We start from the raw sequence: 13,380 nt of genomic DNA, 5'->3' as shown, positions 1-13,380 counted from the left end.
TTTATGATGCCATTCTTAGTGGCATAATTAACCTGTCTACCAATTGATTAAAAATAAATTGGCGCTCCTAATCTAAGTAAAATGAATTAGGATTAATTGTATTTTTTTGCCAGATATTCTTGAAATTGGCGAAAAAACCAAAGTGGGTAAGATGGTCATCACAAAAAGACTGTTCATTTTGTGATTGTTTTTAGATAAGTGAAACAGATTGGCGTAAAGGGGAAGAAGGCAACATGCGCACCCAAAATGAATATCAGCTGGTGATATCGTATTTTTTTAATCGGCGATACAGTGTTGCAATACTTAAACCTAATATTTGTGCCGCTTCTTTCTTTCCGTTCATGGAGTAACCCGTTTTTTCAAGTACGTGTTGTATGGTCTCTTTTTCATAATGGTGCGTAGGTACTGCGGCGGTTTTTGTGATGTAGCCTAATGATTCTACAGATGAATTTGTTTTTGTAATATACTCAGGCAAATGGCTATGGTTCATTTCAGGCAGATCGCCTTGCATGACATAAATATACTCGATGACATTGCGCAGTTCACGTATGTTACCTGGCCAATGATAGCCATATAAATAATTCATTACTGTATCAGGGATCTTTTGCTTTTCTCTATCATATTGTATTGAAAATTGGTCAGAAAAATACTTTGCTAAATCAGCAATATCTTCACGATGCTCCCGCAATGCAGGAACAGGGATTGGCACAACATTTAATCGGTAATATAGGTCTTCTCTAAACGTTTTGTTCTCGACCATCTCTAATAAATTTTTGTTTGTGGCTGCAATAATGCGGACATCGGTAGGTATTTGGTTATTTGAGCCAACTCGGGTGATGGTTTTATCTTGTAAAACGCGCAGTAATTTAGCCTGTAATAACAAAGGCATATCACCAATTTCATCGAGGAATAGGCTTCCCCCATGAGCTAATTCAAACTTACCTATACGCCCTTTGGGATCCGCTCCAGTGAATGCACCTCTGATATAGCCAAAGAGTTCGCTTTCTAGGAGTTGCTCTGGTATTGCAGCACAGTTTATGGTGACAAAGGGCTGATCATGTCGAGCACTTTGTGCATGTAGAGCATAAGCGACAACTTCTTTTCCTGAGCCACTTTCTCCTGTGATCAGCACGTTTGCATGGCTGATAGCAACCTTCTTGATGGTTTGTTTAAGGTTCATCATGGTTAATGAATTACCGATTAACTGGGAAGGGACTTCGCTGATTTCAACGGATGATTGATTGACATGAGTAATATAATCACGGGCATCCTGAAAAATGATCATGGTTAACGTATCATTTTCCAGTGAAGTAAAAGTGACATTACGACAGAGTACATGATAGCGCTGGCCTTCTAATTCTAGCCATGCTTCTTCATCACCATATAAAATATCCCCTGTTAGCTCAAAGGACAGTGACAGGCCTATAATATCTTTATTAAAAAAGCGGGATGCAGAGCGGTTGGTATGCCAAATTTTTTGTTGGCTATCAATTGCTATCACGCCTCTATCCATGGCATCAATCAATCGTCGGAATGCATGTAAAGATTCTTGGGCTCTCAAGCGTTCAAGACACTCAAAGACCTTACTCGATATCATTTCAGCAATCTGTTCGATGAATGTGATGAATTTATTGAGTTGCTGAAGTAATACGGCTCGCTGTTGTTTAGTCGAGCAAATAATACCAATGACCCCGATGACTTTGCCATTTAAAAAAATCGGTGCGTTAAGGTCTAATTCTTCCGTACAAGTTTCTCGATTTTCACATAGATGACAGAGGTTATTTTCCCCTGGATCTTTAATTAATACGGTTTCTTGTACTCGTAAAACATGACGATAAATGTAGCCGTTACGTGAAACGTTTTGATTAAGCATGTGTTTGTAATAACCTGTTCCTGCAATACGGATCAGATATTCATCAATAATTTCGACATCTGTTCCAGTCACGCCAGAAATGGCTTCTGCATAATGGCAAATTTCATTTTGGATAGTACTCAGAATGGATGTCATTTTTTTCCTTATTATCAAGATTGATAAATATTAATAAATTTAATTGAAGTGATAATTATTAATATTTTTATAAATCAATGTATTAAATTATTTATATACCGCCATCACACTATTTATCATATTTGATAATTTATCAATGAGGTAAATCAATGATCTCAAATTTATTAAAAATAATTCTATATTGTTTATTTTAAATTTTGTTTTGTATCAACTGATTACATTATTCCCTCATTATAATTATACGTAAATGGCGATCTTGGCATGTGTATTGCTACCTAAGTTGTAAACCTATTTTTTATTAAGACTTAATTGTCTTGTTTATTAATAATAAGTTCATGAGGTTTTCCATGCAGGAGCAATTAAAATACTACATTAATCACAGCCGTTTTAAGCAGAAACCGACGGCGAACCTTGCCTCTTTTTCGGAAGCTGAATTACATAAAGCGTGGCAATTTCACCGCTCAATTCCTGAGTATGCACCAACACCACTCTATCATTTACCTGTGCTCGCCAAGTCATTAAAAGTTGGGCAGATTTACTTAAAAGATGAGTCTCAACGCTTTGGCCTCAAGGCATTCAAGGCATTAGGTGGCTCCTATGCAATGGCCTGCCATATTGCCGAAGAGTTGGGGAAAGATATCTCTGAGCTTCCTTATAACGTCATGGTCAGCAATGAGGTTAGAGAACAATTAAATGGCATTACTTTCGCCACTACGACGGATGGCAACCATGGGCGAGGTGTGGCGTGGATGGCACGCCAACTTAAACAAAAATCAGTGGTTTATATGCCTAAAGGTTCTTCTCAGGAACGCTTAGATGCCATTTTGAATGAAGGTGCGACAGCAGAAATTGTCGATATGAATTATGACGATGCGGTACGTATGACTGCCGAAATGGCAGAGAAATATGGCTGGGTGGTGGTGCAAGATACCGCTTGGGCTGGCTATGAAAAGATCCCTCAGTGGATTATGCAAGGCTACAGCACGCTAATGTTTGAAGCTTTGTCCCAGTTACATAAAGTGAAACCGACCCACGTTTTTGTTCAAGCAGGTGTTGGCTCATTTGCTGGCATGGTGCAGGGGATGTTAACGGCGCTTTATGGAGAAGATAGACCAAAAGTAATTATTGCTGAGGCTCAAATTGCGGATTGCCTTTACCGTTCAGCGGTTGCTGAAAATGAAGATGCGATCCCTGTTGGCGGTGATTTACAAACAGTTATGGCTGGGTTGGCATGTGGTGAAGCCAATATTACCGGTTGGCAATTATTACGAGACTACGCTGATGCTTTCTTCTCTTGCCCCGATTTTGTCGCAACGCGAGGGATGCGGATATTAGGCAATCCATTACCGACTGATCCTCCAATTGTTTCGGGTGAGTCAGGTGCGGTCACGACAGGGTTACTTTCTATTCTAATGCAGTCTGAAAATTATGCTGACGTGCGCAACGAGCTGGAGCTGAATGAAAATTCACGCATTTTGGTGATCAGTACTGAGGGCGACACGGATATTCAACGTTATCGGGATATTGTTTGGGATGGTGAGTTCCCAAGTTTTGGTCAATTTTAATCGGGGTGAAAAATATGTTTTCAGAAAGTCGTTTTAACGAAGTCATCACAAACTGTCAGGCTTTAGTTCGCGAAAAAAGTTACTCCGGTGAAGAGGGTAATGTTGTCAACGTTATTAAATCCATGATGGAAGAGTATGAATTTGATGACATTCATATTGATAGATACGGCAATATTATTGGTGGGATTGTAGGGAAATACCCTGGGAAAACGCTGGTTTTTGATGGACATATTGATACTGTTCCAGTCGATGAAAGCCAATGGACGCAAGATCCATTTGGCGGAGAAATCAAAGACGGCAAAATTTATGGTCGTGGTACGACCGATATGAAAGGTGCGGTTGCTGCTATGATTTCAGCGGTTGGCTTTTTTGGTCAAGACCATCTGCGTGAGTTTGCAGGGAAAATTTATGTTGCTTGTATTGTACATGAGGAGTGCTTTGAAGGCGTTGCTGCACGGCTAGTTACTGATAAATATCATCCTGATTATGTAGTTATCGGTGAGGCCTCAGAACTTAATTTGAAAATAGGTCAACGTGGCCGAGCTGAAGTCGTGTTAGAAACATTTGGGAAACCTGCTCATTCTGCAAACCCACAAGCGGGTATTAATGCGGTCTATAAAATGGCTACATTGATTGAAAAAATTAGAATGCTTCCCCCTACCATTCACCCAGTTCTTGGGTTAGGAATACTTGAATTAACAGACATTAAATCGTCTCCATATCCAGGGGCATCAGTTGTTCCTGAATATTGCCGTGCGACTTATGACCGCAGGTTATTAGTCGGTGAGAGCAAAGAGAGTGTGCTCCAACCTATCCAAAAAGCGTTAGATGAAATAACACAGTCTGATCCTGAGTTTAAGGCGCGAGTATCTTATGCCTATGGAACAGAATCTTGTTATACCGGCAATACGATTGAGGGAGAGCGTTTCTTCCCTGGCTGGGTCTTAGACGAATCGGATAACTTTGTTCAGCATGCATTATTAGGCCTCAAAAAAGTCGGCCTCGACCCAACAGTTACACAATATTCATTCTGCACTAATGGTAGCCATTATGCGGGGGAAGCTAATATTCCAACGATTGGTTTTGGGCCTTCGAGAGAGAATTTGGCGCATACCATTGATGAATATATCGAGATAGATCAATTAACAGGCTCAGCCAAAGGTTACTACAGCATAATTTCAAATATTTACAATAATAACAAATAGTTACCAGTTGATGCCTTTGTGATTACTAAGGCATCAATAAAGGAAGAGAACAATGAAAACATTATTTAAAAATGCCACCATCATTGACGGTACGGGGGAAAGCCAGTATCACGGCGACTTACTTGTTAATGAAGGTAAAATTATTCAAATCGGCGATATTTGCGCCAACACTCAGGACCAAGTTATTGATGCCTCTGGGAAAATTATTTGCCCTGGTTTTATTGATACACACACTCACTCTGATTTATCGGTGTTATTAAACCCCGCAGTTTCCGCCAAAATTCGCCAAGGGATCACGACTGAGCTGTTGGGACAAGACGGCGTCGCATTGGCACCTTTGCCTGAACAATATATTTCAGCGTGGCGTAAAAATATTGCTGGTCTTGATGGTGACTCTGATGAGATAGACTGGCATTTCAAGAATACGGAGGGGTATCTCAACATGTTAGAGTCGCGAGGAAGTGCCACGAACCTCGCTTACCTTGTTCCCCACGGTAATATTCGTATGGAAGCGATGGGATTGGATGGTAAGGCATCGACGCAGGAAGATGTCGCCAAAATGTGCCAGATTCTTGAACGAGAGTTACAAGCGGGAGCTTATGGACTATCCACTGGCCTTATCTATATGCCTTGTGCATTTGGCGATACCGCTGAGATCACCGAACTTTGCAAAGTGACAGCCAAATATAATGGTATTTTTGTGGTTCATCAGCGTAGTGAAGCGGATGACATCATTCAGTCTACTCAAGAACTTATTGATATTGCTCATGCATCTGGAGTTTGGCTCCATATTTCCCATATGAAAGTGTGTGGTAAGAAAAACTGGCCGCTGATCGATGAAATGCTATCGATGCTTGAAAAAGCACAGCAAGAAGGGATCCGTATTTCTTTCGACCAATACCCTTATGTTGCAGGTAGCACCATGCTAGGGGTGATTTTACCACCGTGGGTGCATGCAGGTGGCACGGAAAAACTACTCGAACGCCTGAAATCTTCTGAATTACGCCAACGCATGATTGACGATATAGAAAAAGGAATCCCTGGGTGGGATAACTTCATTGATTTCGCAGGGTTAGATCAAATTTTCATTACCAGTGTGAAGCAACAGAAAAACCAAGATGCAGTGGGCTTAAACTTAGTTCAGCTTGGCGAATTACGCGGTAAAGACCCTTATAACGCCACTTTTGACCTGTTATATGAGGAAGATAACGCAGTTGGAATGGTGGACTTTTATGGGACAGAAGATCATGTGATTAAATTCCTGTGTCGGCCCGAGCAGAATGTTTGTACGGACGGCTTAATGGGGGCTGGTAAGCCCCATCCCCGTGTTTTTGGAGCATTTCCTCGAGTGCTTGGGAAGTATGTACGCGAAGAAGCGTGTTTAACTTGGGAAGCGGCAATTCGCAAAATGACGGGTAAACCTGCTGAGGTTTTAGGCTTAACCGATAGGGGATTACTTAAAGAAGGTTACCAAGCTGACATCGTGATGTTAGACCCACAGACCATTACAGATAAAGGTACTTTTGTTGAACCTAATCAATACCCTGATGGTATCGAGCTTGTGATGGTTAATGGCCGAATTGCGCTGTTTAATCATATTGAAAGTTATGCCTGTAGTGGGCAAGTTTTACGGAAAGGAACGCTGAGTTGATCAATCAATAATAGCTGCAACACAGCCTCTTTTTCGCTGTGTTGTGACATAAAAATCGTTGGAGATAGTTATGTTTGACACAATCATTAGAAATGGGCATTTGGTTCTTGAAGAGGGTACTGTCCGTGCCGATCTGGCAATTAAAAATGGCAAAATTGCAGCGTTACTTGGCCCTGATGAGTACGCTGAATGCCAAAAAGAAATTGACGCGCAAGGTCGGTTAGTTCTACCAGGTTTAATTGATGCTCATATGCACACACAGGCTCCATTTCAAGGGATTTCCCCGCAACTAACTTTTTATCAGCAAAGTATTTGTGCCGCATTTGCGGGTGTTACCACTTATATGGATTTTACCAATACTTGGAAAGGTTCAAGTGTCCTTCAGGCTCTAGATGACCGTATTGAGGAAATGACTGAATCTGCAATTGATTTTAGTGTTCATGGCAAATTTGTTGAAGCGAACGAACAGTTATTAGATGAGATCCCACATCTTGCAGCAAAAGGGTGCCCAACATTTAAGTTATTTATGACCTACCGTAAAGAAGGTGTGATGGCAGATGATATGACACTGATGCAGGTCTTCAAACGCGCAAAAGAAAATAATTGTATGCCATTGATCCATGCGGAAAGTAATGCGATAGCAGAAACCGCGGTGGATGAGTGCATCAAAAATAACACACTGACTTGGCGTGATTTTGCCAATAGTAAACCCGTTATTTGTGAAACAGAAGCTTTTGGTCGTGTGGCTAAACTTGCTGAATCAGTTGGAGTTCCTCTTCTTATTGTTCATACCACAAATGGCCCTTGTCTTGATATTGCACAGCAAGCACAAGAGCGCGGTCAAAAGCTGTATATCGAAACGGGTCCTCATTATCTGACACTTTTCGATGAACTTTATGATGATGTTGACAATGGACATTTAGCGATTTGCTCACCTCCATTGCGTACTCGTAAAGAGCGGGATGAACTTTGGGATGGCATTAAGAACGGTACGATCACCTTGATAGGCTCCGATGATTGTACTTTTACTCGAGAGGAAAAAGAAAAGGCTTTACAGCGTGATGAAAACGGCAAAATCATTCCTGATTTTACTAAAGTTGTTAATGGGTTATCTGGTCTCGAAATCCGATTTAACTTGATGGTAACTGAGGGGGTGGCAAGTGGAAAAATCACGATGAACCACGCTGTTGCATTATGCAGCACTAACATTGCGAAAACCATGGGGTGCTATCCACAAAAAGGGACGCTATTGCCAGGAGCTGATGCTGATATTGTCATTTTTGATCCGAATGAGGAATGGATTATTTCAGCCAATAACTTACACAGTGGTGCTGGCTATAGCCTACATGAAGGATATAAAGCGAAAGGAAAGGTAAAAACAACCCTTTTACGTGGTGAAATTATTATGGATAACAACACCTTTATGGGAAGTAAAGGACAAGGGAAATTTATTAAACGTATTTTGAAATTAAACTAAAACGACAATAAAGATGAGGCTAAACTCATGAATAATGGACAGAATATTTCACAGGAATTGCTTGCTAAAGCCAATGAAGAACTCTTGCCAACACAGGAAAAGGATAGAACCTTAAAAACACGTGATTTACTCGTACTTTGCTCGTCAATGGTAATTAATGTTGTTGGCTTAGTGATCCCCGCTCAAGTACTTTTAAGAGGAGGATATTCCCCAATAGAAGTATTGATGGCATGTTTTTTGGGGTTTTTATTAGTCACTATTTTAATTACGTTAACGGGTGATATCGGAACACGCTATGGCGTTCCTTTCACTATTTTTATTCGCGATTGTTTAGGAAAACAAGGGGCGAAAATTGGGGCGATATGTCGAGCCATTGTCTGTTTAACATGGTGTGGTGTGATTTTATTTTTAGGAACACAAGCGATTAATGCGATTATTGAAATTGTCACAGGAATTTCAATGTTCTGGGTGATATTTATTACTTATGCGTCTTTGCAGTTATTTAATGCAAGTCGTAATGTGGATAGCATGAGTAAGTTTGGAACATTAGCAGTACCTATTCTTGCATGTGGATTGGTGTCGTTAGTCGTTTGGTTATTGCAAGAACATCAAATTTCGTTACCAGAGGTTATAACCGCTTCACCATTAGAAGGGACTGGGTTTAGCTTTGTTACTGTTATCGCTATATTTAGTGGAGGATGGTTATCTGAAGCACTAAATGGTAGTGACTTAACCAGAAAGTTAAAACTACCTGAAAACACAAGTTCAAACAGCTTCTTTTCACGTAATAAGCGCACTATATTTTGCTTTGGACTCGGATTCGTTGGTACGGGGTTATTATTGACTCTCGCAGGATTAATTAGTGCTTATCTTACGAAAAGTGACAATCCAATTGGTATGTTGCAAATTGCTTTTGCTGATAACTCGAGTATATTAATTGTTAGTTGTATTATTATTGTGTTTGCGCAATGGACAGTAAATACTTGTGCGAATATTTTCCCCGCAACATTGATCATGCTTAATTTTTTTCCTAAATTAACTTTTGCGAAAGCGACATGGCTAGTTGGGTTGATTAGTATTCTAATGATGCCATGGTTATTATTAAGTTATCTTGATTACGTACAAATGATTTTCTCTGCAATACTCGCCCCTATATTGGCGATTATGTTAGTGCATTATTATCTTATTCGTAAATGCCATCTTAATTTAGAGAATCTATACAGTGATGATATTCCTAACTGGCGAAAACCAGGTATTACTGCGCTAGTGATTGGATTGATCTCAGGTATGATAGGCTATAATTTTGCATTCTTTATTGCATTTCCGATTACAGCAATTATTTACTACCTATTAGCAAAAAAAGAAAGTCTTTAAAAATTTAGATAGAAAACGTATTTCTAATAATCAAATTAATATCCATTTAATTAAATGGCTGGTGAGTTATGTTTTAATTTTTACATTTAATTTAATTAAGAATTAAAGTTATTAATAAATAAAAAGGCGCCTATATTAGAGGCGCCTATTAATCGTAAAATAGTAATGGTTTTAACGCTGGCTATCAAAGTAATTCGATATTTGCTTAAGGTCGGCACCAGTTGCAAGTGCGAGCTGCAATAGAATGCGAGATTTTTGTGGATTTAAAAAGCCAGAACCTATGGCAAATGATTTACTACTCACATAGCCAGAGCCTGTTCGAGTTGCCATCACAACAGGAATACCTTTATCACTGAGCTGCTTAATTGCCTCCTCCATGTTACTCGATACATTTCCATTACCACTTCCCGCAACAATAATTCCTTTTGCTCCGTTGTTGATAGCAGCATCAAGCATAGCGGGGGTCTGGTCTTGGTATGCATAAATAATTTCGACATTAGGGAGTTTATCTACCTTACTGACATCGAAAAAAGTACGATCAACGGGTTGGGCAGGGGTATAGTAAAATTTAGGTTTTCCGCTGACAAAGACACCAAGATAGCCAGGTTCATAAGATTTAAATGCATCAGGGGTAGTTGAGTTTGCTTTGGTGGTATAAAAAGCAGAACCAATACGATCATTTAAAACGACCATGACGCCGCGATTTTTAGCTTTCTTATCCGCAGCAAGTACAACACCTTCAAGCAGATTCATTGGGCCATCCGCACTGATAGCAGTTGCTGGTCTCATGGCTCCGACAATAACGATAGGCTGCTCATTTTGAGTGGTTAAATCTAAGAAGAAGGCTGTTTCTTCAATTGTATCAGTCCCATGAGTGATAACGATGCCTTGTTGTTTTCCTTCATTTAGTAAATGATTAACGCGTTTACTGAGGTTTAATAGGATTTCGCTGCTGATATTGCCACTGATAGTGTTAGAAATTTGTTCACCTTTGACGATAGCAACATCATTGATCTCCGGCACAGCATTGATTAACACATCAATACCCAGTGAGCCCGCTTTATAGTCGGTGGTATCAAGGTTGGATTTTGAGCTTCCTGCGATGGTTCCCCCAGTGGCTAAAATGGTAACGTTGGGTTTAATAGCACCAGCAGCTAGTGAAACAGAGGTATATAAAATCAAACTAGAAAGTAATGTATTTAATAATGTCTTTTTCATCATATTTCCTTAAAAAAACCTTATAACATCATCCGCTATAAGGTTTTATAATTGGCTTATATTGATTTGCTGTTTTTATACGGATAAGCGTTGTAGTAACCCTGTAAAGATTGAAAAGCCAGTGAATAGCTGATTTTCATCAATATCAAATTTGGCTTGATGGTGGCCAGCTTTGATGTCTGAGCCAATCACAAAATAAGCCGCCTTTCCACCATGGGCTTGTACGCGTTTAATCAATAGAGTGGCATCATCACTGCCATTAAAATTCATTGTACGTTGTACTTTTTCTACCGCTGGGATGGTTTGGGCTACTTCGGTTATATAGTCAGTCATTTCATCGTCAGGAATGAAATCAACGGCTTCCCCCATGACCTCAGTTTCGAGTTCAACATCAAAACTGAGTGCAACTCCGCGGGCACGTCTTAAAGCCTCTTCTGTCATGTAATTGTTGATTTTTTCATTTTCGCCACGTACTTCAATTTGCATTTGCGCGTATGAAGGGATCACATTGCGGCCTTCTCCTGCATTTAATACTCCGACATTAGCGCGAGTCATTCCTTCGCCGTGAGTTGGTAGGCTTAGAATTTGAATTGTTGCGTTACAGGCGGCGAGTAACGCATTTTTGCCTGCATGTGGCTCCATTCCTGCGTGCGCGGCTTTACCTTTAAAGCGCAGATCCATTTTTAATGTAGAAAGATAACGTTCAGGTGCAGCGACAATTACGCCACTCGGAACATCACAACCAAGATGACCACAAGCAAAATAATCAACATCATCGAGAATACCACTTTCGGCGATAGGTTTTGCCCCTCGTACGCCTTCTTCTGCGGGTTGGAAAATAAGTTTAATCACGCCTTTCAGTGGGCTATCTTTATTTTCTATCAACCATTTTGCGACTCCGAGACCGATAGCCATGTGCCCATCGTGGCCGCAAGCGTGCATATAACCTGGGTTGGTAGAATTAAAGCCTTCTTGGTTTGGAATATGTTCTGCCGTATCAGTTTCTTGCACATTGACGCAGTCAATATCAAAACGAAATGCAACCGTTGGGCCAGGGCGCCCTGTATCGAAGATCACTGCGCAACCTGTATAGTCACCGATTCTTGCGAGTAGTGAATCATCTACGCCACGCTCTTTGGCTGCGCGTTTGGCTTTTTCAACTATTGATGGGTTACGTCCACGAATAAAACTAGGGTTGATAATCTGTTCGCCTGTTAATACGTGGTGTCCCATTTCTTCCAGTAGTTTAATCAAGGTGGCAGTGGTGTAAAATTCCCCCCAACCCGTTTCTGGGTAACGGTGAAATTCACGTCGCCATGCAACTAATGAGGCATTATTTATTGTAGTCATTTTGGTTTTCCTTTTAATAACCCATTCTATGCATACAGAAAATATGCATAAATTAACGTTGCTATCGTGCCTACCGCTAAAGGTACTGAGGTTCTTTTTACTACTTCAACAGGACTCACTTTGATAACCGATGCGACAATAATAACGACAGCAGAAACTGGAGAGATGGCTCGGACTAAGTTAGACGTAAATTGCATTGGAAGAGCAACCATAATCGGGTCAACATGGGCTTGATTTGCAATAGATGGAATTAATTCAATAAATGAATAGAACACCGCGTTACCACTACCGCTAATAAAGGTGATTAACGCTGTTAAGCCAGAGAAAATAAACATTAATCCAACGCCTGCATTATTTACGTTCTTAACAACACCTGAAATCATATCGATGATGCCAATAGCATTAAGACCTGCTACTAGTGTGCCTGCGGCAACAATCAGGACAACGACTTGAGAAAATCCTTCACCCATTCCTTTAAAAAAGAGTCCTGCTTGAACCATTTGTTCTTTCGGGTTGCCTTTACGAATAAGTTCTGTGGCAAATGCGAGCACAAATGAGAATAGTGTGATTTCAACAAGCCCTACTTTGATTTCTCGAAAACACAGCCCTAAAACGATAATTAGAATAAGTGGAACAAGCGTAAATAAGGCGTAATAGGAGGGAGGTAGCTCTTTATTACCCTCGATTTTACTTTCATCAACTTCAGTAAATGCTGATGCGCCTTGCCGTTTATCCATATACTTTTGCCAAAAATAATGGGCAAAACCCATTAATAATAAAACGGGGAGAGAGATAACGGCATGATGTAAAGTGACGTAGTCGACAACATGCTCAAAACCGAGTAAGCGAGCTGCAACAACATTATCGCCCCCTAATGGTGTTGGCATAATTGTTGCTGTGGTCGCAATAATCCCCGCCGCTGTCATTGATGACATTTTTGCAGCCCTTAATATGGGGTACAGAGTCGCCATTAAAATAACGGCTAATGACGCGGCACTGGGGATCACTAACGACAGTAAGTTTCCGAGCCAAAAAACAATTGGAACTAGAATATAAGGAGAGCGAATTTTTGAAATAGGCTTTGCAACTAAATGAACAGCGGCATCGTTTGCACCAATGCGTGACATATAAGAAGAAAAGCCGAATAGGACCATGATTATGATCCCTGCGCCACCAAATTGTTTGATAAATCCTAGTTGTATTTGTTTTAGTGGGTCAAGCCAGATATTCCCTGTACTTTGTTTTATATCTAAAATAGGCATTCCTAACATTGCTGCGCTGAGCATCAGCGCAATACCTGCGGTGAATAATACAATTTTTGCCTCGTAGTTCTTCGCAATTGCATAACCCGCTAGTATCAACACTATTACACTGATAATTATAACAGTCATAGCTGCCTCTCATCATTATTTCTTTATTGGAAGTATCTTCACGAGAAGATATATCAATATTAATAATTGGTGTTTTAATATCAATCAAAAAACGTACAATTATTGACTTTTATCATAAATAATTACTATTTTGTCTTCTTT

9 protein-coding genes are annotated in these 13,380 nt (G+C 40.2%); 5 read left to right on the top strand and 4 right to left on the bottom strand.

Translation table 11 applies throughout. The annotated features are described in order from the left end of the window. Positions 1–253: 253 nt before the first annotated feature. Entirely contained in the window at positions 254–2,008 is a 1,755-nt protein-coding gene (locus PSF27_RS07870) for a sigma 54-interacting transcriptional regulator (protein ID WP_206082881.1), read from the bottom strand. A 347-nt stretch (positions 2,009–2,355) separates the two neighbouring features. On the opposite strand from PSF27_RS07870, the gene dpaL reads away from it, so the two are divergent. From dpaL to PSF27_RS07845, 5 genes are all read left to right on the top strand, one after another. Further along, positions 2,356–3,573, top strand: a complete 1,218-nt coding sequence (gene dpaL / locus PSF27_RS07865; protein ID WP_272573367.1) for a diaminopropionate ammonia-lyase — start codon at positions 2,356–2,358, stop codon at positions 3,571–3,573. Positions 3,574–3,587: 14 nt separating this feature from the next. Beyond that, a complete protein-coding gene (locus PSF27_RS07860) occupies positions 3,588–4,778 on the top strand; it encodes a YgeY family selenium metabolism-linked hydrolase (protein ID WP_206082879.1) in 1,191 nt (396 codons plus the stop codon). A 52-nt stretch (positions 4,779–4,830) separates the two neighbouring features. Next, a complete protein-coding gene (locus PSF27_RS07855) occupies positions 4,831–6,429 on the top strand; it encodes an N-acyl-D-amino-acid deacylase family protein (RefSeq protein WP_206082878.1) in 1,599 nt (532 codons plus the stop codon). 70 nt (positions 6,430–6,499) lie between these two features. Continuing rightward, entirely contained in the window at positions 6,500–7,906 is a 1,407-nt protein-coding gene (gene hydA, locus PSF27_RS07850) for a dihydropyrimidinase (protein WP_272681232.1), read from the top strand. Positions 7,907–7,933: 27 nt separating this feature from the next. Then, the gene (locus tag PSF27_RS07845) at positions 7,934–9,280 is read left to right on the top strand and encodes a cytosine permease (RefSeq protein ID WP_206082876.1); all 1,347 of its coding nucleotides are present in this window, start codon (positions 7,934–7,936) and stop codon (positions 9,278–9,280) included. 171 nt (positions 9,281–9,451) lie between these two features. Here PSF27_RS07845 and PSF27_RS07840 read toward each other — a convergent pair whose 3' ends face one another. The 3 genes from PSF27_RS07840 to dcuC form a co-directional block, all read right to left on the bottom strand. After that, the gene (locus tag PSF27_RS07840) at positions 9,452–10,501 is read right to left on the bottom strand and encodes an asparaginase (protein ID WP_404462689.1); all 1,050 of its coding nucleotides are present in this window, start codon (positions 10,499–10,501) and stop codon (positions 9,452–9,454) included. Positions 10,502–10,573: 72 nt separating this feature from the next. After that, a complete protein-coding gene (locus tag PSF27_RS07835) occupies positions 10,574–11,848 on the bottom strand; it encodes an amidohydrolase (RefSeq protein ID WP_206082874.1) in 1,275 nt (424 codons plus the stop codon). A 26-nt stretch (positions 11,849–11,874) separates the two neighbouring features. After that, on the bottom strand, positions 11,875–13,239 hold the full coding sequence (gene dcuC / locus PSF27_RS07830) for a C4-dicarboxylate transporter DcuC (protein WP_272681231.1): 1,365 nt from the start codon (positions 13,237–13,239) through the stop codon (positions 11,875–11,877). Positions 13,240–13,380: the final 141 nt, after the last annotated feature.

This window comes from Providencia sp. PROV129 (assembly GCF_028482245.1).
GTDB classification, from domain to species: Bacteria; Pseudomonadota; Gammaproteobacteria; order Enterobacterales; family Enterobacteriaceae; genus Providencia; species Providencia vermicola.
This window is presented reverse-complemented; position numbering and strand designations above follow the sequence as displayed.